18 protein-coding genes are annotated in these 19,023 nt (G+C 66.2%); 9 read left to right on the top strand and 9 right to left on the bottom strand.

All coding sequences use genetic code 11. The features are described 5' to 3' along the window. The first annotated feature begins 25 nt into the window (after window positions 1–25). Window positions 26–1,738, top strand: coding sequence for a metallophosphoesterase (locus ABG82_RS10475; RefSeq protein WP_043080329.1), 1,713 nt, complete (start codon window positions 26–28; stop codon window positions 1,736–1,738). On the opposite strand, the gene ABG82_RS10470 is transcribed toward ABG82_RS10475, so the two are convergent. Beyond that, complete coding sequence (locus ABG82_RS10470) at window positions 1,735–2,838, bottom strand: branched-chain amino acid aminotransferase (RefSeq protein ID WP_043080330.1); 1,104 nt, start codon at window positions 2,836–2,838, stop codon at window positions 1,735–1,737. The genes ABG82_RS10475 and ABG82_RS10470 overlap by 4 nt on opposite strands. Before the next feature lie 42 nt (window positions 2,839–2,880). Then, window positions 2,881–3,984, bottom strand: coding sequence for a glycine cleavage system aminomethyltransferase GcvT (gcvT, locus tag ABG82_RS10465; RefSeq protein ID WP_043080351.1), 1,104 nt, complete (start codon window positions 3,982–3,984; stop codon window positions 2,881–2,883). An 83-nt stretch (window positions 3,985–4,067) separates the two neighbouring features. On the opposite strand from gcvT, the gene ABG82_RS10460 reads away from it, so the two are divergent. Further along, window positions 4,068–5,576 (top strand): leucyl aminopeptidase, encoded by a 1,509-nt coding sequence (locus ABG82_RS10460; RefSeq protein ID WP_043080331.1) that lies wholly within the window; start codon window positions 4,068–4,070, stop codon window positions 5,574–5,576. 6 nt (window positions 5,577–5,582) lie between these two features. Here the strand turns inward: ABG82_RS10460 and ABG82_RS10455 are convergent, their stop codons facing one another. Together ABG82_RS10455 and ABG82_RS10450 are read right to left on the bottom strand one after the other, a co-directional pair. Continuing rightward, window positions 5,583–5,924, bottom strand: a complete 342-nt coding sequence (locus tag ABG82_RS10455) for a hypothetical protein (RefSeq protein WP_043080332.1) — start codon at window positions 5,922–5,924, stop codon at window positions 5,583–5,585. Window positions 5,925–5,960: 36 nt separating this feature from the next. After that, window positions 5,961–6,191, bottom strand: a complete 231-nt coding sequence (locus tag ABG82_RS10450; protein ID WP_043080333.1) for a DUF167 domain-containing protein — start codon at window positions 6,189–6,191, stop codon at window positions 5,961–5,963. 137 nt (window positions 6,192–6,328) lie between these two features. Between ABG82_RS10450 and sucB the strand changes: the two genes are divergently transcribed. From sucB to ABG82_RS10425, 5 genes are read left to right on the top strand one after another with little or no spacing between them, the layout of a single operon-like run. Beyond that, entirely contained in the window at window positions 6,329–8,077 is a 1,749-nt protein-coding gene (gene sucB, locus ABG82_RS10445; protein WP_043080352.1) for a 2-oxoglutarate dehydrogenase, E2 component, dihydrolipoamide succinyltransferase, read from the top strand. A 3-nt stretch (window positions 8,078–8,080) separates the two neighbouring features. Continuing rightward, entirely contained in the window at window positions 8,081–8,983 is a 903-nt protein-coding gene (locus ABG82_RS28715; RefSeq protein ID WP_043080334.1) for a TIGR01777 family oxidoreductase, read from the top strand. Window positions 8,984–8,987: 4 nt separating this feature from the next. Next, complete coding sequence (gene lipB, locus ABG82_RS10435) at window positions 8,988–9,680, top strand: lipoyl(octanoyl) transferase LipB (RefSeq protein ID WP_043080335.1); 693 nt, start codon at window positions 8,988–8,990, stop codon at window positions 9,678–9,680. After that, window positions 9,677–10,666 (top strand): lipoyl synthase, encoded by a 990-nt coding sequence (gene lipA / locus ABG82_RS10430; protein WP_043080336.1) that lies wholly within the window; start codon window positions 9,677–9,679, stop codon window positions 10,664–10,666. The genes lipB and lipA overlap by 4 nt, the downstream gene beginning before the upstream one ends. Before the next feature lie 34 nt (window positions 10,667–10,700). Further along, on the top strand, window positions 10,701–11,450 hold the full coding sequence (locus ABG82_RS10425; protein WP_043080337.1) for a DUF4191 domain-containing protein: 750 nt from the start codon (window positions 10,701–10,703) through the stop codon (window positions 11,448–11,450). Here ABG82_RS10425 and ABG82_RS10420 read toward each other — a convergent pair. Next, window positions 11,437–12,657, bottom strand: a complete 1,221-nt coding sequence (locus ABG82_RS10420; RefSeq protein WP_043080338.1) for a cytochrome P450 — start codon at window positions 12,655–12,657, stop codon at window positions 11,437–11,439. The genes ABG82_RS10425 and ABG82_RS10420 overlap by 14 nt on opposite strands. A gap of 168 nt (window positions 12,658–12,825) precedes the next feature. Here ABG82_RS10420 and ABG82_RS27665 point away from each other — a divergent pair, with 168 nt between their 5' ends. Continuing rightward, a complete protein-coding gene (locus ABG82_RS27665) occupies window positions 12,826–13,470 on the top strand; it encodes a TetR/AcrR family transcriptional regulator (protein WP_109475908.1) in 645 nt (214 codons plus the stop codon). Here the strand turns inward: ABG82_RS27665 and ABG82_RS10410 are convergent. The 4 genes from ABG82_RS10410 to ABG82_RS10395 all read right to left on the bottom strand — a co-directional run bounded on the left by ABG82_RS10410 (window position 13,353) and on the right by ABG82_RS10395 (window position 17,419). Then, window positions 13,353–14,615 carry a lysine N(6)-hydroxylase/L-ornithine N(5)-oxygenase family protein gene (locus ABG82_RS10410; protein WP_043080340.1) on the bottom strand — a complete coding sequence of 421 codons (1,263 nt, stop codon included), beginning with the start codon at window positions 14,613–14,615 and terminating at the stop codon, window positions 13,353–13,355. The genes ABG82_RS27665 and ABG82_RS10410 overlap by 118 nt on opposite strands. A gap of 16 nt (window positions 14,616–14,631) precedes the next feature. After that, the gene (locus tag ABG82_RS10405; RefSeq protein ID WP_043080341.1) at window positions 14,632–15,468 is read right to left on the bottom strand and encodes a GNAT family N-acetyltransferase; all 837 of its coding nucleotides are present in this window, start codon (window positions 15,466–15,468) and stop codon (window positions 14,632–14,634) included. Between the two features lie 91 nt (window positions 15,469–15,559). After that, on the bottom strand, window positions 15,560–16,954 hold the full coding sequence (locus ABG82_RS10400) for an MFS transporter (RefSeq protein ID WP_043080342.1): 1,395 nt from the start codon (window positions 16,952–16,954) through the stop codon (window positions 15,560–15,562). Further along, a complete protein-coding gene (locus tag ABG82_RS10395) occupies window positions 16,955–17,419 on the bottom strand; it encodes an RDD family protein (RefSeq protein WP_043080343.1) in 465 nt (154 codons plus the stop codon). A 144-nt stretch (window positions 17,420–17,563) separates the two neighbouring features. Here ABG82_RS10395 and glnA point away from each other — a divergent pair, with 144 nt between their 5' ends. Beyond that, a complete protein-coding gene (gene glnA / locus ABG82_RS10390; RefSeq protein WP_043080344.1) occupies window positions 17,564–19,000 on the top strand; it encodes a type I glutamate--ammonia ligase in 1,437 nt (478 codons plus the stop codon). Window positions 19,001–19,023 lie beyond the last annotated feature (23 nt).

Here is a 19,023-nt window from a genome sequence, read left to right as displayed (position 1 = left end):
CCGCCGTGGTCCACCATTCGAACCTATGCCACGCAATCCGTTGAACCCCGCCGGTGAAACACCGGACATGGGCGTCCCGCCGTCGATCGCCGGATCGATGTCGATGGCCGAACAATACGAGTGGCATCGCGGATATCTGCGCCGTCACGCGGTCTCACGCCGCAACTTCCTGCGGGGTTCGGCGGCGGCCGCCGCGGTGGCGGCGCTGGGGGTGTCGCCGTTCGGCCGGCGCGCGTATGCGGACGAGGCACAGCTGGGAGTCGCGGGCAGGCGCGTCGGGTACGGCGCGGACTCCGCCAGCCAGCTCAGCTTCTCCGGCCAGCTGTCCAGGAATCCGCACGGCACCAAGATCTTTCTCGATCATGGACCCACACCCGAACTCGGCGCCTCCCTGGAGGCCGAGGTTCGTAACCTGGTCACCCAGATACCGTCCAGCGACCACGGCGTGCTGGCGGCCGAGCAGTTCTATGTCCATGCGCCCGTGCATGGACTTCCCGGCGGCACCGAGCATTTCTACCGCTGGCGTACCGCGGACGGATTTCTCACCGATGTCCGGTCCGCCGCGACGGCGGTACCGTCCGCACGAAACGCGCTCGCACCCTTCCGTTTCACCATGATGGGCGACCAGGGCACCGACGAGACCCCCACCCAACCGCCGGGCCTGAAGCCCGGCGAGTACGACGACAACGGCTATGGCGCGGACAATGATCCGGCGGTGCCGCACACGCTCAACGTTATGAACCAGATTGTGGCGAGCCGACCCGACTTTCACATCCTGGCCGGCGATATCGCGTACGCCGATCCGTCGGGGATGGGGAAAAAGCCTCAGTTTGTGTCCTCGGGCGCCAAGGCTCCCTCGGGATTCGACAAGTACAACCCCTTCGTCTGGGATGTGTATCTGACCTCTATCGAATCCAGCGCCTCGACCACACCGTGGATGTTCGCCACGGGTAATCACGATATGGAGGCCGCATACGGCACCCACGGTTACGGCGGCCACCTGGCCCGCCTCGGGTTCCCCGGTAACGGCCCCACCGGCTGCCCGTCGGCATATTCGTTCAGCTACGGCAATGTGGCTGTGTTGTCCCTGGACGCCAACGACGTGTCGTATGAGATCCGGGCCAACACCGGCTATTCGGGGGGCGCCCAAACCGGCTGGGTGGGAAGAACTTTAGCGGCGTATCGGGCTAACCCGAACATCGACTTCATTGTGTGCTTCTTCCATCACTGCGCCTATTCCACCACGCTGTCGCATGCCAGCGACGGCGGCGTACGTGACGCGTGGTGTGCGCTGTTTGATCGCTATCAGGTGGATCTGGTGCTGCAGGGGCATAACCACGTCTTCGAGCGCACCGATCCCATCCGTGCGGGCCAGCCGACCCGAGAAGCCGGCGACAACTCCACCGTGGACCCGGAAACCGATGGCACGGTGTATTACACGGTCGGCTCCGCGGGGCGGCCCCGCTACGACTTTCAGCCGGGCGAACCCGAGGGATACCGGGGCCGCGAGCTTTCAGACACCCTGGTGCCCAACAGCTTTGTCTGGGCGTCCGATGGCAGCAAGCATGCCGAAGCGGTGACGTGGTCGCGGGTGCGCTATCGCAATTACGCCTTCATCCGCGTTGACGTGCGCCCGGGCACCTTGCTCAGCGAGATGGACGTCACGGCCGTCGATGAATACGGCCGTGAGTTCGACAAGGTGACCTACCGGCGCCGGGTGCGCACCGGAGCGTCCTAGCCGAGCTTGGTGATCCAGCCGTGCGTATCGGCGAAGGTGCCGCGCTGGATACCGGTCAGCGTGTCACGCAAGGCCATGGTCACCTCGCCCGGTTCCCCTTCGCCGATGGTGAATTCGCCGCCCGAGTGCTTGACGCGCCCCACCGGCGTGATGACCGCCGCGGTGCCACAGGCGAACACCTCGGTGATCTCCCCGGAGGCCGCCTTCTTCTCCAATTCATCGACATCGATCTTGCGTTCCTCGATGGCGAAACCGGCGTCAGAGGCCAGCTGCAGCAAGGATTTCCGCGTGACACCCGGCAGCAGCGAACCGGACAGCTCGGGGGTCACCAGGCGCGCCTCGCCATCACGCCCGAACACGAAGAACAGGTTCATTCCGCCCATTTCTTCGATGTACCGGCGTTCGATGGCGTCGAGCCACACCACCTGATCGCAGCCTTCCTCGGCGGCCTGCGCCTGCGCGACGAGCGAGGCGGCATAGTTGCCGCCTGTCTTGGCCGCACCGATCCCGCCCGGCGCGGCGCGCACGTACTCGTGCGAGAGCCACACACTCACCGGCTTGATGCCCTTGGAGAAGTAGGCGCCCGCCGGCGAGGCGATGAGCAGGTACCGGTACTCGGCGGCGGGCCGCACCCCGAGACCGGCCTCGGTGGCGATGATGAACGGCCGCAGGTACAGCGATTCCTCACCACCGCCCGGCGGCACCCAGTCGGCGTCGACCGCGATGAGCTGGCGTAGCGAATCGATGAACAGCTCCACCGGCAGCTCGGGGATCGCGATGCGGTGGCACGACTGGATCAATCGCTCGCCGTTAGCCTCGGGGCGAAAAGCGGCGATGGTTCCGTCGGGCTGCCGGTAGGCCTTGAGTCCCTCGAACACCTCTTGCGCGTAGTGCAACACAATGGCCGAGGGGTCGAGTGTGATGGGGCCGTAGGGCACCACTTGCGCGTTGTGCCATCCGTTTTCGGTGTTCCAGTCGATGGACACCATGTGGTCGGTGAAGTACTTCCCGAATCCCGGCGCCGCGAGTACCTCAGCCCGACGCGCCGGGCTGGCCGGTGACGGGTTGAGTTGCCGGGTGAACTCGAGAAGCGGATTCATGCTCGGCAGTCTAACCGTCCGCCGTCACCGAATCCGAACCCATTATCCGACGTTGACGTCCACGAATGGCGGCTTGACGACCTCGCATTCGATCTCGCGCCCGCGCACGTCGACGACCACGGTCGCGCCATCCGGGATCTGGGCCGCGGTATCCAGCAGCGCCAGCGCGATTCCGGTCTTGAGTGTCGGCGAGAAGGTTCCCGAGGTGGTGACCCCGACCGGCTGGCCGCCGGAGAGCACCGTGAGGTCGGGGCGCAGCACACCCCGGCCGGTCGCGCGCAGGCCGCGCAGCGTCCGAACGGGTCCTGCGCTCTTTTCGCGAACGAGCGCCTCGCGCCCCCAGAACTCGTCCTTCTTCCAGCCCACGGCCCATCCCGCGCGGGCCTGGACCGGGCTGATATCGGCGGAAAGCTCGTGGCCGTGCAGCGGGTAACCCATCTCGGTGCGCAAGGTGTCACGTGCGCCCAGCCCGGCCAGCTGCCCACCCGCCTCGACGATCGCCGGTAGCAGGGCGTCGAACACCGCGCCGGCGTCGTTCCAGGACGGCAGCAGCTCGTAGCCGTGCTCGCCCGTGTATCCGGTACGGCACACCCGCACCGGCACTCCGTCGAGTGTCGCGTCGGCGTAGGCCATGTATTCCATATCCGTTGGCAGACCCAGCCGTTTCAGCACATCCGCGGATTTGGGCCCCTGCACGGCCAGCACCGCGTAATCGCGGTGCTGATTGGTGATGGTGATCCCCTCGGGCGCCTTGTCCTGCAGGGCAGCGACCACGGCGGCGGTGTTGGCGGCGTTGGGCACCAGGAAGATCTCATCGTCGGACACGTAGTAGGCGATGAGGTCATCAATGACACCGGCCACATCGCCCGATTCCTGGCAGCACAACGTGTACTGCGCCTTGCCCGGCCCAACCTTGTTGAGGTCGTTGGTGAAACACGCATTGACGAAGGCCGCCGCGCCCGGTCCGCGTACCAGCGCCTTGCCCAGATGACTCACGTCGAACAGACCGACCGCCTCGCGCGTGGCGGTGTGCTCCCCCACGGTGCCTGCGTACGACACCGGCATGTTCCAGCCGCCGAACTCAGCGAAGGTGGCGCCCTGTGCGGCGTGCCGATCATGGAGTGGTCCGAGCAAAAGGTCCGTCATGGCGTTCACCCTAGCCACTTGGCCTTCGCGCCAGCGGCTCATCCTGGTTGGTACCTCATCGGCCTTCACTAGGCTGTGAGCTCATGAGCGCATACACCGCACCTTCGTTCACCTTGGCCACGTCCATTCCGCAGCGCGGGGTCTCCGCCGCGGTGCTGCTGGTGGGTGTACGTCCCAGCGAGAAAGAGTCCGACAAGGGGCCGAAGGTGGTCGACGCGCAGCTGCTGGACAAGGCAGCGGTCAAGTCCATCGAGGCCGCGCTCAAGGCGGTCGGTGCCAGCGGTTCGGCCGATCAGCTCACCCGGGTGGTGGTGGACGGGTTGCCGGTGGCCAGCGTGCTTGCCGTCGGGCTGGGTAAGTCCGACAGCGCCGAGGCGATCCGGCGGGCCGCCGGGGTGGCCGCCCGCTCGCTGGACAATGTCGAAATCCTGGTGACCACGTTGTCCGAGCGCGATGTGGACGCGACTGTTCAGGGCGTGGTGCTGGGCGGGTACCGCTTCGCGGAATTCCGTAGCGCCAAGACCGCCCCCAAGGACGCTGGGCTGCAGAAGGTTACGTTGCTCGTCGGCGACAAGGGCCGTGCGCAGAAGGATGCCATGGAGCGCGGCGCGGCGGTTGCCACCGCTGTGACGACCGCCCGCGATTTTGTGAACACCCCGCCCAGCCATCTGTTCCCGGCCGAGTTCGCCAAGCGCGCAAAGGCTTTGGCCACGGCGGAGGGTATCGAGGTCGAGGTGCTCGACGAGAAGGAGCTGGCCAAGGCCGGTTACGGCGGCATCGTGGGCGTCGGCAAGGGCTCCTCGCGCCCGCCGCGGCTGGTGCGGTTGACGTACCGCGGCGCCAAGGGCAAGAAGGCCAAGACTGTCGCATTGGTGGGCAAGGGCATCACCTTCGACACCGGCGGTATCTCGATCAAGCCGGCCGGCGGTATGGAGAACATGACCTCCGATATGGGCGGTGCCGCAGCGGTTATCGCCGTCGCCCTGCTGGCCGCCCGCCGGCAGCTGCCGATCGACGTGATCGCAACGGTGCCGATGGCCGAGAACATGCCGTCGGCGACGGCTCAACGTCCGGGTGACGTGCTGACCCACCTGGACGGCACCACCGTCGAGGTGATCAACACCGACGCCGAGGGCCGACTGATCCTGGCCGACGCGATCGTGCGGGCATGCCAGGACGAGCCGGATTATCTGATCGACACCGCGACGCTGACCGGTGCGCAGTTGGTGGCGCTGGGCACCCGCACCCCAGGCGTGATGGGCACCGACGAGTTCCGCGACCGGGTGTCGGCGATCTCGCAGTCGGTCGGCGAGAACGGCTGGGCCATGCCCCTGCCCGAGGAGCTGCGCGACGACCTGAAGTCGAAGGTGGCGGATCTGGCCAACGTCACCAATCACCGCAATGGCGGCATGCTTGCCGCCGGACACTATCTGCGCGAATTTGTTGCCGACGGGGTCCAGTGGGCCCATATCGACGTCGCGGGCCCGGCGTACAACACCGGCGGACCGTGGGGTTACACGCCCAAGGGCGGCACCGGAGTCCCGGTGCGGACCATCTTCGGGGTGTTGGAGGACATCGCCGAGAACGGGTGATCCCCGTCAGACACCGTCTTGCGCGGCCCGGCGTTTGAGGATCTTCTGCCGGGCGTCATAGTCGCGCTTGCGTTGCGGGTAGCCGGTCCGGTGTACGTCGTACACCGGGATCTTCAGCCTCTCGGAGATCCGCCGCGCGCCCGCGACCCCGCCGACGCGCCGGCGGGTCCATTCGCCGTCCCCTGCGATGAGAATCACTGTGACGTCGGAGAAGTTGGTTTGCGGCTCGACGTAGGCCTCTACGCCCCGGCGGGCGGCCGACCAGGCGGCAAGGTAGCGCAGGTCGTCATTGGTGCCCTGCGGGGTTCGCCCCTGGCGCCGGCCGCGAAAGGCGTCGATCCATGCCATAGCGCCATGGTGTCAGCTAATTCTGAGAACATCCTGTTATCCGACCGTGAATCGTTTCAGTCTGCTGGTCCGCCCCGCGACCAGCCGTACCGCCGATTTCGGCACGTCCAGGTGTTCCGCCAGCAGTGCGATCGCCGCGTCGTTGGCCTTGCCGTCGACCGCCGGCGCGCGCACGTACAGCGTCAGGGAACCATCGCCGGCAACCTCTACGGCTGGCCCCTTACGGCTTCCCGGCTTGATAACGCAGACGACTGTGCGCTGGCTCACTCCACGATCATGGACCCGGGCAGGCGCGTCGTTCCACACAGTGACAGGATTAACCCGGCTCACCCGAAGCTGTGGTAAGCCATGAAGAGTCCGCATTGTTAGAGCTGCTGTCCGAACCGTTTTCAGGAGTGGAAACCATGGCCTTCTCCGTCCAGATGCCCGCCCTCGGTGAGAGCGTGACCGAAGGGACGGTGACACGGTGGCTCAAACAAGAGGGCGACACGGTCGAAGTCGACGAGCCATTGCTCGAGGTATCCACCGACAAGGTGGATACCGAGATCCCAGCTCCCACTTCGGGTGTGTTGACGAAGATCGTCGCCCGTGAGGACGACACCGTCGAGATCGGCGGCGAGCTCGGCGTGATCAGCGAGGCCGGCGAGGCTGCTCCGGCTGCCGCCGCGCCCGCACCTGAAGCCGCTCCGGCTCCGGAACCCACACCCACACCTGAAGCCGCGCCGGCCCCTGCCGCCGCACCCGCACCCGCGCCGGCCGCTGCCCCTGCCCCGGCCGGTTCGGGCACCTCGGTCAAGATGCCCGAGCTCGGCGAGTCCGTCACCGAAGGCACCGTGACACGCTGGCTCAAGAAGGTCGGCGATGAGGTCGGCGTGGATGAGCCGCTCGTGGAGGTGTCCACGGACAAGGTCGACACCGAGATCCCGTCACCGGTCGCCGGTGTGCTGCTGAGCATCTCGGCCAATGAGGACGACACCGTGGCCGTGGGCGGCGAGCTCGCCGTCGTCGGGGCGGCCGGTGCTGCCCCCGCCGCCGCGCCTGCGCCTGCGCCCACACCTGCTCCGGCGGCGGCTCCTGCCGCGCCTCCGGCTCCCCCGGCTCCGCCTGCCGCACCGGCACCGGCACCGGCCGCACCCGCCGCACCGGCGCCCGCACCTGCCGCACCCCCGGCTCCTGCTGCCGCCGCACCGGCGCCCGCCGCCAACGGCGCCGCGGGCGACAATCCGTACGTCACCCCGCTGGTCCGCAAGCTCGCGGCCGAGAACAACGTGGATCTTTCCGCGCTGACCGGTAGCGGTGTGGGTGGGCGCATTCGCAAGCAGGACGTCCTGGCTGCCGCTGAGGCCGCCAAGGCCCCCGCACCTGCAGCAGCGGCAGCTCCCACGGCTGCGGCGCCATCGGCTCCTGCAGCTCCTGCTGCGCTGGCACACCTGCGCGGAACCACGCAGAAGGCCAACCGGATTCGCCAGATCACCGCCAAGAAGACGCGCGAGTCGCTGCAGGAGACCGCACAGCTGACGCAGACCCATGAGGTCGACGTCACCAAGATCGCGGCCCTGCGGGCCCGCGCCAAGGCGACCTTCGCAGAACGTGAGGGCGTCAACCTCACCTTCCTGCCGTTCTTCGCCAAGGCTGCGGTCGAAGCGCTCAAGACGCACCCGAATGTCAACGCGAGCTACGACGAGGACTCCAAGGAGATCACCTACTTCGACGCCGAGCACCTGGGCATCGCGGTCGACACCGAGCAGGGCCTGCTGTCCCCGGTGATCCACAACGCCGGCGATCTGTCGCTGGCCGGGCTGGCACGCGCCATCGCCGATATCGCGGCACGGGCCCGTTCCGGGAACCTCAAGCCCGACGAGCTGGCCGGTGGCACCTTCACCATCACCAACATCGGCAGCCAGGGCGCATTGTTCGACACACCGATCTTGGTGCCGCCGCAGGCCGCCATGCTGGGCACTGGCGCGATCGTGAAGCGCCCCAGGGTTATTCGTGACGACGCGGGCAACGAGTCGATCGGTATCCGCTCGGTCTGCTACCTGCCACTGACCTACGATCATCGCCTGATCGACGGAGCCGACGCGGGGCGGTTCCTCACCACCATCAGACACCGTCTGGAAGAGGGGGCTTTCGAGGCGGACCTGGGTCTGTAACCCATGCGTGTCGTCATCGCCGGATCTTCGGGGGTGATTGGGTCGGCGCTTGTCGCGTCGCTGCGTGCGGCGGATCACACCGTGATCCGCCTGGTGCGCCGCGACCCGCTGGGCCCCGACGAACGACGCTGGGATCCGGCGAGCGGACAGATCGAGCCCGGCACACTCGACGGCGCCGACGCCGTCGTCAACATGTGTGGCGTCGGTGTCGGTGACAAGCGGTGGTCAGGCGCCTACAAGCAAGAGATCTACGACAGCCGCATCATCCCGACGGAAGTGTTGTCCGACGCCGTCGCCGACGCCAGGGTGCCGGTCTTGATCAACGCCTCGGCGGTGGGCTTCTACGGCGACAGCGGAGACCGCGTTATCGATGAAACCGCCTCTAGCGGTACAGGTTTCCTTGCTCGGGTGTGCGTCGATTGGGAGACCGCGACGGCGGAGGCGGTGCGGGCCGGCACCCGGGTGGTGATCGTGCGGACCGGACTGGTGCTGGCTCCGGCCGGCGGGCTGTTCGGCCGGACACGGCCACTGTTCTCTCTGGGCCTGGGCGCGCGGCTGGGCAATGGTCGCTGGTATATGCCCTGGATAAGCCTCGAGGACCATATCCGCGCCCTCGAATTCGCACTCTCCGAACCGACCCTGTCGGGCCCGGTCAACCTGACCGGACCGGCGCCGGTGACCAATGCCGAATTCACCGCCGCGCTCGGCAGGACGCTGCATCGCCCCACGCTGCTGGTGGCTCCCCAATTCGCGCTGCGCGCGATCCTCGGGGAGTTCGCCGATGCCGAATTGACACGCAGCATGCGTGTCATCCCCGCCGTGCTGGAACAGCACGGGTTCGAGTTCGAGCATCACACCATCGGCGAGGCGCTGGCCTACGCCAATAACACCCAACCGATGAAGTGAGATAATGGAACCCGTGCACCGCTCTCATGGATCCATCCGGTCCAGCGCAGATCCCGTCGAGGTACGCGATCTGGGCATGATCGACTATGAGGCGGCGTGGGAGCTGCAGCGCGATCTCGTCGAGGCGCGCGTGGCCGGTGGACCCGACACCTTGCTCACCTTGCAGCATCCGGCCGTCTACACCGCCGGGCGGCGCACCGAGCCGCAGGAACGCCCGATCAACGGCGCCCCGGTCATCGACACCGACCGCGGCGGCAAGATCACCTGGCACGGTCCCGGTCAGTTGGTCGGCTATCCGATAGTGCAACTCGCCGAACCCATTGATGTGGTGAACTACGTTCGGCGCGTTGAGGAATCGATCATCGCCGTGTGTGCACAGCTAGGTGTGCACACCAAGCGGGTCGACGGCCGCTCGGGTGTGTGGCTGGCGGCGGGCGGCGGCAAGCCCGAACGCAAGATCGCCGCGATCGGCGTGCGCGTGCAGCGCGGCGTCACCATGCACGGGTTCTCCCTCAACTGCAACAACAGCCTGGACGCCTACCTGCCGATCGTGGCGTGCGGCATCACCGATGCCGGGGTGACAACCTTGTCCGCCGAATTGGGCCGCGATGTCACCATCGACGAGGTGCGTGAGCAGGTGGTTGCCTCCGTTGTCGACGCGCTTGAGGGACGGCTTCCGGTCGGGGCGACGGTATGACCGAACCACGCAAGCTGCTGCGGCTGGAAGTCCGCAACGCCCAGACCCCGATCGAGCGCAAGCCGGACTGGATCCGTACCCGCGCCAAGATGGGCCCCGAGTACAAGGAACTCAAGTCGCTGGTGCGCTCCGGCGGCCTACACACCGTGTGTGAAGAGGCCGGATGCCCCAACATCTTCGAATGCTGGGAAGACCGTGAGGCCACCTTCCTCATCGGTGGTGAGCAGTGCACGCGCCGCTGCGATTTCTGCCAGATCGACACCGGTAAGCCCGCTGACCTGGACCGCGATGAGCCGCGCCGGGTGGCCGAGAGCGTACAGACCATGGGCCTGCGGTACTCGACGGTCACCGGAGTGGCCCGCGATGATCTGCCCGATGGCGGCGCCTGGCTGTACGCGGAAACCGTGCGATACATCAAGGAGCTCAATCCGGCCACAGGTGTGGAGCTGCTCATCCCCGACTTCAACGCCAATCCAGAACAGTTGAGCGAAGTGTTCAGCAGCCGTCCCGAGGTGCTGGCGCACAACCTGGAGACGGTGCCCCGGGTGTTCCGCCGGATCCGGCCCGCATTCAGCTATGAGCGAAGCCTGTCAGTGATCACCGCCGCGCGTGAGGCCCAGCTGGTGACCAAGAGCAACCTGATTCTCGGCATGGGCGAGACCAACGACGAGATTCGTGAGGCGCTTGTCGCGTTGCACGAGGCGGGCTGCGACATCATCACCATCACGCAGTACCTGCGCCCGTCGCCGCGGCACCATCCGGTGGATCGCTGGGTCAAACCGCAGGAATTCGTGGAACTTTCGGAGTTCGCCGAGGGGCTGGGTTTCGCCGGTATGATGGCCGGGCCGCTGGTGCGCTCCTCCTACCGGGCCGGGCGGCTGTACGCGCAGGCGATGGCCCACCACGGACGTCCGCTGCCGGCTGCCCTGGAGCACCTGGCGTCGGCGGGTTCGGCCCGTCAGGAAGCCATCAACCTCATCGGATGACGGGCACGTTGCGACCGGGCGATATTCTCTTGCCATGCCTAAATCACTGAGTCCCGCCGAAGCCAAGGCCGCCAAGGCCGAGGCAAAGGCGCGCCGCAAGGCCGAATCGAAGGCGCGCCGCGCCCAGATGTGGCAGGCCTTCCAGATTCAGCGCAAGGAAGACAAGCGCCTGCTGCCGTACATGATCGGCGCGTTCGTGCTGATCGTGGCTGTGTTCTCGGTCGCCGGGTACTTCTCCGGCGGCATCAGCACCTTCCTGTTCCCGATCCTGGGTGTGGTGCTAGGTGTGCTGGTGGGGTTCATCATCTTCGGCCGTCGCGTGCAGAAGTCGGTGTTCACCAAGGCCGAGGGCCAGAAGGGTGCGGCAGGCTGGGCGCTGGACAACATGCGCGGGCGGTGGCGGGTCACCACCGCGGTCGCCGGCACCACGCAGCTCGATGTCGTGCACCGCGTCATCGGCCGTCCGGGCGTCATCTTCGTCGCCGAAGGCGCCCCCGGCCGGCTCGGGCCGCTCCTTGCGCAGGAGAAGAAGCGCACCGCACGTCTGGTCGGAGACACCCCGATCTACGACGTCATCGTCGGCAATGAGGACGGCCAGGTGCCGCTGTCCAAGCTGGAACGCCACCTCACCAAGCTCCCCGCCAACATCACCGCCAAGCAGATGGACTCCCTGGAGTCGCGGCTGGCGGCACTGGGTTCGCGCGCCGCGGCCATGCCCAAGGGCCCGATGCCCGGTCAGGCGAAGTCACGCGGCGGGATGCAGCGCACCATCAGGCGCCGGTAGCAACCCGGCCGAGTTCCAGTTCCAGCCTCTGGTGCCGACGCACCATGATGCTCGGAACCCACTGCGCCCCATTGGGTTTGATGGCGAACTCGCGCGTGCGGTCCAGTAGCAGGTTGATCGCGGTGCGTGCCTCCAGCCGGGCCAGCGCCGCACCGACGCAGAAGTGCAGCCCCTTGCCAAAGCTGATGTGGCCGCGCGGGCTGGGCCGGTCGAGGCGCAACATGTCGGGATCCTCGAAGATCGCCGGATCACGGTTGGCCGCGCCCCAGAGCAGCGTGAGGTGACTTCCGGCGGGCAGCTCTACCCCGCCGAGCGTGGTGTCGGCCAGCACATGGCGGTGATGCCCACGGAACGGCGATTCCAGCCGCAGCACCTCCTCGAGGAACGTCGGTATCAACGCCCGGTCATCACGGATGCGCTGTTGTAGGTCCAGGTTCTCGCCGAGGATGCGTACGGCATTGCCCATCAAGCCCGCTGTCGACTCGCCGCCCGCACCAACCAACTGCACCAGGATCATCACGCCGATGTCCAGGGAGACATCTCCCCTGTTGCACGCCTGCGCCAGGTATCCGAGCAGATCATGGCCCGGCGCCGCCTGCTCCTTCTGCAGGTGCTCGCGCAGGTACAGAACCAGGTACATGGTGTCCGTGACCACCTCGGCCTGCCGCTGCGGAGTGTTGAGCCCGCCCAGCATTTCGGTGCTCGAATAGCCCCACCGCACCAGTTGCGGTACGTCCTCCTCTGGCAGGCCGATCAGCCGGGCCACCATCGCCATCGGTAGTGCGTCACCCATCGCGGCCATCCAGTCGATGCCGTCACCCGCCACTCCCCGCTCCCACAGTCGCGAGCCGGTCTCAGCCATGGCGGGTTCCAGCGCGGCGATCCGCTTGGCCACCAAGGTGGGCAGCACCAGCTTGCGGTGGGCCTGATGGATCGGGTCATCGCCGGTGGCCAGCACGTGCGTGGGGTCGGCCGGCGGCCCCATCGCCGCGACTGTCGGCCCCTCGCTGGATGCCATCAGTGCGGCGGTCAGGTTGGACGAGAAATCCTCGGTGCGTTCGGTGGCCTCCACCACCAGGTCCCAGCGCGAGACGAAGTAGAAGCCGGAGTCCGCGACGGGCCATACCGGCGCCGTCTCACGTAGCCGCCGATAGAACGGATACGGATCTTGCAGAACCTGCGGGTCGAACAATTCAACGGTGCTCATCACCAACGAGGCTGACAGACCCTAAAACCGCACGTCAAGGCATTCAGCAAAGTGAGAAAGGCCTGTTCAGACGCATGATCCGCGGTGTCTCAGTGCGCTGTTCTCACCTGCGCGAATACTGAGAATATTTGACGCTTTCGTCTCATCTTGAGATAAATTTCTCGGACAATGTCGCCCTCTACCGACTGGCTACACGGAGCCGATCGTCACACCATCGCCGCCGATCGGATCATTTCGGTCGCCGCCGGCCGGATCGCGCGCCACGGACTGGACCGGCTGAACCTCGACGAGGTGGCTCGTGAGGCGGGATGTTCCCGCGCCACGGTGTACCGGCATGTCGGCGGTAAGGCCGCCATTGTCGACGCCGTCTTGGCGCGGAACATCGCGAAAGTCACCTCGGACATTCAGCGCGCGGTCCAGACGGCGGATGCCCAGCGGCGTGCCGTCGTCGCCATCACCGCGTCGCTGGCCGCCATCCGCAACGACCCCGTCGTCAGCGCGATGATCGCGACCATGCCACCCGCCTCACTCGGGTCCTATCTCAGCGCGTCCTCGGAGATCCCCCGCTCGGCGGCCGCGTTCACCGGACTAGCCGACGAAACTGCCGCGCAGTGGATTTCGCGTGTGGTGATGGCATTCCTGTTCTGGCCCACCACGGATCCCGCACAAGAATCGGAGATGATCGAGCGGTTTGTCTATCCGGTCTTGAAGGAGGCCACCGCTTCGCGGGTCTCGGCCTCGGCCACAAGCGAATCCACGATCTCGCCGGCCCGCACCGCGACATTGGACAACAGCGAGGAAGACAGACCGTGACTGTGCTCCACCGACCCATTGAGGTAGATGTCCCCGGGGGCGTCCGCACGCGGCCGTAGCCGGTAGTCGCGGTCCACCACCGGTAGGCCCGCGGCGTCGAACTCGTAACACGAGGCCAGCGCACCCAGGAACGCGCGCACGTCCAACGGCCGGTATCCGGTGGCGTACACCACCACATCGCAGTCCAGCAGTTCGGTCGACGACGACGGCAGGTGGGCGATCGCGAGGCGCACCCGTTCCGGCGTCTCGTCAACGGCGGCGATCCTGGACGCGTTGTGCATCCACAGTCGCCGCTGCCCGCTGACTCGTTCCCGGTACTCGCGGTCGTAGAGGTCGGCGATCAGCGGGGAATCGACTGCCGCATAGTTGGTGTCGCGGTGGTAGTCCACCAGCTGACGCTGGATGTCGGCGGGCGCGCCGTAGAAGTCGTCGACGGCAGCGGGGTCGAAGATCCGGTTGGCGTAGGGGCTGTCGTCGGCCGGGCTGTAGCCGTAGCGGGCAAAAATCGCGTGTACCTGGGCCTCGGGATACTGGCTGTGCAGATAGGCCACCGCCTCGGCGGCGCTCTGCCCAGCACCTACCACCGCGATACGAACGGGCGGGCTGTCCAGCGCTTCGAGCCGGTGCAGCAGCTGACTGCTGTGCCATTGCCGGGCGGTGGGATTGATGCCGGCAGGCATGGCCGGGAATGTGCCACAGCCCAGCACGAGGGCTCGTGCATGCGTCACACGATCCGGCCGCGAGCCGGAGGTGTCCTGCAGCCGCACCTCGAACCCGTCGGGGGCGGCCTGTATTCCGGTCATTCTCGATGAGTAGCTGACGGCCGGCTCAAGCGCCTGCTGCGCCCAGTCCAGATAGTCATGGAACTCTTGCCGAGTCGGAAAGAAACTCTGCTGATTGATAAAGTCCGGCAGCCTGCCGCGTTCCGTCAGATAGTTGACAAAGGTGTAGTGACTCTTGGGGTTCCGCAGCGTCACCAGGTCTTTGAGGAAGGCAACCTGCATTCGCGCACCGGGAATGAGCATGCCGCGGTGCCACCCGAATCGCGATTGCGCGTCCACGAACTGCGCCGAGAGCGGATGCGGGTGCTCGGACAGCGCTATCGCCAGGGCAAGGTTCGACGGCCCGAATCCAATGCCGAGCACGTCATGATAAGCATGACTATCCGAGAGCAAGGGACCGCTCCAGACGCTCTAAATAGCGTTGCCGGGCAGTGTCTTTGGTGACCAGCACCAGGAAGTCCGCCATATCGAACTCCGGGTCGAAAGACGGCGGTCCGCAGATACGCCCGCCGATGCGCAGGCATCCGTGCAGCAGCGGTGGGATCTTCGCCTTCTCCTGTGGCGGGATGTCTTCGAGCGGTACCCCGTCGACCACGACCGGGTTTCTCGGCACCACGCGATACTCATCGGGGGCCGCGAAGCGCTGCGCGAAGTCGTGCACCGAGCGCACCAACGATCCGCGCGGGCCGCCGTCCTCCATCCGGACGGACAAACAACCAATCGCGTATTGATGCTCGGTCAGCTGCTGATAGCGGAAGATCCCGGCCCACAGAATCCCCATCACCGCACCGTTGCGATGCTCGGGGGCGACGGTGACGCGGCCGATCTCAACCAGCTTGGGCCGCAACGGGTCCAGCGCCGAGGCGTCGAACATCGAATCGGTGAACGTCTCCCCCGCCGCCTGGTATCCCTCCGGAGGCAACAACCGGCAACAGCCGATGATGGCGCCGGTGTCCTCGTCGCGAGCCAGCAGGTGATCGCAGAATGGATCCAGCTTGTCCATGTCGATCATCTCGCCCGTCAGCGGGCCGCGCACAGCATGTGGCAGCGGCGCACCCATTTCATCGGCGAATGCCTGGTATCGAAGTCGTTGGGCGGCTTCAATTTCAGCCGGATCTGACGACAACACAATGCTGTACCGCGGCCGCGGGTTCGCGTCCGTCCCCCGATCGGAACCGACACCGGGCGCCGCGATGAGAACCGCCGCGCTCTCCATGATCGAAAGCTACTCCCTCTGTCTACGGCGCACGACCGCAATGCACAAATCCCTGTGGGCATCCGTACTGGCAGGCGCTCTTCACCGATGGCTAGATAGCTAGCGACTCTCCGGTGGCCGGATCGTGCGAGCGACTCATCGTAGCGACACCGAGCAGAATCAGCGAAACGAACGCCGCGCACGCCGCGGCAAGGGCTCCCAGCGACAGCACGCTGTTGATGGCGGCAGCGCCGGCGGCCCGGGCACCGGACTGGCCCGCGGCGGCATGACCGAACGCCACACCCATGCCTGCCACGCCCAAAAGAATGCCGATCTGACGGCCGGTACTCACCGATCCGGTGGCCATTCCGGCACCGTCGAGCGGCACGAACTGCAGGGCAGCATCGGATGTCACCGCCGAGAGCGCGCCGAGCCCCAGGCCTGCCAACGCGGAACCGATGATGAAGTGGGTCCAGGCCGTGTCCGCGTGGGCCCCGGTCGCAGCCCACAACCCGACAGCCACCAGTGCCACGCCCCCGGGAATGGTCGCCATGGTGGGCAGCCTCTTGCCCGCCAGAATCCCCAAGGGCGCCCCGACGATGGTGGCCAGTGTCAGCGGTCCAGCACGCAGACCGGTTTCAAAGGCGTTGTAACCCAAGGTGTTCATGAAATACAGCGCCAGATAGTTGGTGGCACCGATGAGCGTGCCCGAGGCAGCGGCCGCGGCCACCCACACTCCGGCGAATCCGGGCGAGGCAACCAGCCGCAGGCTCAGCATCGGGGCCGGTGCACGCCCCTCCCACCACAGGAACAGCGCGAGCGCCACCACCGCGCACGCTGCCAGGGACGCGGACGCACGGGCGCCAATCCCGCCGTCGTGCAGCGAGATCACCGCGAAAACTCCGGTCAGCAGCCCGAACGTGAGCAGCACCGTACCCACCCAGTCCACCGGCCGCATCTGCTCGGCCCGGGTCTCGGGCAGGTGGCGGGCCGCGATCACCCATGCGAGCACACCCACCGGAAGGTTCACCAGAAAGATCGACTGCCATCCGAAGTGGGTGACAAGGAAGCCGCCCAGCAGCGGACCCGCCGCGCTACCCGCGCCCATGACCGCACCGTAGATCGCGATGGGGCCGCCACGGCGCTCTTGCGGGTACGCGGCAGCGATGATCGGCAGCGACACCGCGAGCAGGATCGCACCGCCGATCCCCTGTACGGCACGCACCCCGATCAGCATGGCCGCACTGCCCGACAGCGCACAGCCCAGCGAGGCCGTCGTGAAGACGACCATGCCCAACAGATAGAGCCGCCTGCGCCCCAGCCGGTCACCGAGAGTGGCGGCGGTGAGCAACAAACCGGCCATCGGCAGCGCATAGGCGTCGATCACCCATTGCAAATCGGAAAGATCGGCCCCCAGCGAGTTCTGCAGGTCCGCGAGCGCGCTGGACACAATCGTCATGTCGAGCAGCAGCATGAACACCGCCATGCAGACGGCGAGCAGGATCATCTAGCGGGATCGAATCACGACGGTGCGGGTCACCCGGTCATGCAGGCCGCGGCCGTCGATATCGGTGATCAACGGCGGGACAATCAAGGCGATCAACAGATTTCTGATGAACGCCCGGCCGATACCGATCGAATGGGTTCCGTCGGCGGGCGCCACCTGCAAGCCCGCCATGTACTGCCCAGGGGTGAATCGCCACAGCCGTACCGCCACCACACCGATGACGAGCCAGGTGAGCAACTGCGCCGAAGAAAGCGTCTGCGACAACAGGTTTCCCTTGACAAAGAACAACGCCAGCCCACCGGCGATCAGCCAGTCGATCAGCAGTGCCAGCAGCCGCCGCGACAGCGGCGCGGCTGATCCGGGCCCGCTTTCGGGCAGGCCAAGATGCTCCCCCGGATACCGAGAGTTGCCCGCGCCCTCTACCGAGCCGGGCCCCGACAACCATGAACCCAGGTCTCGCGCCATACTCACAGCGTAAATGCCAACCGATCCGTGGTTACGCGTAACATCCGCGCAACATATGGTTGACCGGCGGGCAACACCGGCTCCATAGGTTCAGTCGCGCGGTCATGGTTTCAGTGGACCCAAGAGGAAAAAACAAGGAGAAGCATGACGTTCAGTAGCCCCGAGGAAGTATTCAAGTTCATTGCCGACGAGAAGGTCGAGTACGTGGACGTCAGGTTCTGTGACCTGCCGGGCGTCGTGCAGCACTTCTCCATCCCGGCTTCGGCTTTCGACCAGAGCGTCTTCGAAGATGGTTTGGGCTTCGACGGGTCCTCGGTTCGCGGGTTCCAGTCCATCCACGAGTCGGACATGCTGCTGCTTCCCGATATTTCGACGGCCAAGCTCGACCCGTTCCGTGCCGCCAAGACGCTGAACGTCAACTTCTTCGTGCACGACCCGTTCACCCGCGAGGCCTACTCGCGTGACCCGCGCAACGTGGCCCGCAAGGCCGAGCAGTACCTGATCAGCACCGGTATCGCCGACACCTGTTACTTCGGCGCCGAGGCAGAGTTCTACATCTTCGACTCGGTGAGCTTCGACTCGAAGATCAACGGCACCTTCTATGAGATCGACTCCGAGGCCGGCTGGTGGAACACCGGCGAGCCTTACGAAGAGGATGGCAGCCCCAACCGCGGCTACAAGGTCCGTCCGAAGGGCGGCTACTTCCCCGTAGCCCCGTACGACCACTTCGTCGACCTGCGCGACGAGATGACCACCAACCTGATCAACGCCGGGTTCACCCTGGAGCGCGGTCACCACGAGGTGGGCACCGGCGGGCAGGCCGAGATCAACTACAAGTTCAACACGCTGTTGGCCGCGGCCGACGATGTGCTGCTGTTCAAATACATCATCAAGAACACCGCCTGGGCCAACGGCAAGACCGTCACGTTCATGCCGAAGCCGCTGTTCGGTGACAACGGGTCCGGTATGCACGCCCACATGTCCCTGTGGAAGGACGGCAAGCCGCTGTTCCACGATGAGGCCGGATACGCCGGGCTCTCGGACGTGGCCCGTCACTACATCGGCGGCATCCTGCACCACGCACCGTCGCTGCTGGCGTTCACCAACCCCACGGTGAACTCCTACAAGCGTCTGGTGCCGGGCTACGAGGCCCCGATCAACCTGGTGTACAGCCAGCGCAACCGCTCCGCCTGCGTGCGCATCCCGATCACCGGCAACAACCCGAAGGCCAAGCGCCTCGAGTTCCGCTGCCCGGACAGCTCGGGCAACCCGTACCTGGCGTTCGCGGCCATGTTGATGGCCGGTATCGACGGCATCAAGAACAAGATCGAGCCGCTCGCGCCGGTCGACAAGGACCTCTACGAGCTGCCTCCGGAGGAGGCCGCCAACATTCCGCAGGCCCCGACCAACTTGGCTACCGTGATCGACAACCTGGAGAAGGATCACGAGTACCTCACCGAGGGTGGCGTTTTCACCTCGGATCTGATCGAGACCTGGATCGCGTTCAAGCGCGAGAACGAGATCGAGCCGATCAACATCCGTCCTCACCCGTACGAGGTAGCGCTCTACTTCGACGTGTAAGTCGCCTCTATGACAAGGCCCCC

The organism is Mycobacteroides immunogenum, from assembly GCF_001605725.1.
GTDB classification, from domain to species: domain Bacteria; phylum Actinomycetota; class Actinomycetes; order Mycobacteriales; family Mycobacteriaceae; genus Mycobacterium; species Mycobacterium immunogenum.
This window is presented reverse-complemented; position numbering and strand designations above follow the sequence as displayed.

Excerpts from the sequence above, each read along its gene's own strand:
- glnA (WP_043080344.1), top strand. The coding sequence starts at position 17,564 with ATGACGTTCAGTAGCCCCGAGGAAGTATTCAAGTTCATTGCCGACGAG.
- ABG82_RS27665 (WP_109475908.1), top strand. The coding sequence starts at position 12,826 with ATGTCGCCCTCTACCGACTGGCTACACGGAGCCGATCGTCACACCATC.
- ABG82_RS10420 (WP_043080338.1), bottom strand. The coding sequence starts at position 12,657 with ATGAGCACCGTTGAATTGTTCGACCCGCAGGTTCTGCAAGATCCGTAT.
- ABG82_RS10400 (WP_043080342.1), bottom strand. The coding sequence starts at position 16,954 with ATGATCCTGCTCGCCGTCTGCATGGCGGTGTTCATGCTGCTGCTCGAC.
- ABG82_RS10405 (WP_043080341.1), bottom strand. The coding sequence starts at position 15,468 with ATGGAGAGCGCGGCGGTTCTCATCGCGGCGCCCGGTGTCGGTTCCGAT.
- ABG82_RS10395 (WP_043080343.1), bottom strand. The coding sequence starts at position 17,419 with ATGGCGCGAGACCTGGGTTCATGGTTGTCGGGGCCCGGCTCGGTAGAG.
- ABG82_RS28715 (WP_043080334.1), top strand. The coding sequence starts at position 8,081 with ATGCGTGTCGTCATCGCCGGATCTTCGGGGGTGATTGGGTCGGCGCTT.
- sucB (WP_043080352.1), top strand. The coding sequence starts at position 6,329 with ATGGCCTTCTCCGTCCAGATGCCCGCCCTCGGTGAGAGCGTGACCGAA.
- lipA (WP_043080336.1), top strand. The coding sequence starts at position 9,677 with ATGACCGAACCACGCAAGCTGCTGCGGCTGGAAGTCCGCAACGCCCAG.
- ABG82_RS10475 (WP_043080329.1), top strand. The coding sequence starts at position 26 with ATGCCACGCAATCCGTTGAACCCCGCCGGTGAAACACCGGACATGGGC.
- lipB (WP_043080335.1), top strand. The coding sequence starts at position 8,988 with ATGGAACCCGTGCACCGCTCTCATGGATCCATCCGGTCCAGCGCAGAT.
- ABG82_RS10455 (WP_043080332.1), bottom strand. The coding sequence starts at position 5,924 with ATGGCATGGATCGACGCCTTTCGCGGCCGGCGCCAGGGGCGAACCCCG.
- ABG82_RS10425 (WP_043080337.1), top strand. The coding sequence starts at position 10,701 with ATGCCTAAATCACTGAGTCCCGCCGAAGCCAAGGCCGCCAAGGCCGAG.
- gcvT (WP_043080351.1), bottom strand. The coding sequence starts at position 3,984 with ATGACGGACCTTTTGCTCGGACCACTCCATGATCGGCACGCCGCACAG.
- ABG82_RS10470 (WP_043080330.1), bottom strand. The coding sequence starts at position 2,838 with ATGAATCCGCTTCTCGAGTTCACCCGGCAACTCAACCCGTCACCGGCC.
- ABG82_RS10460 (WP_043080331.1), top strand. The coding sequence starts at position 4,068 with ATGAGCGCATACACCGCACCTTCGTTCACCTTGGCCACGTCCATTCCG.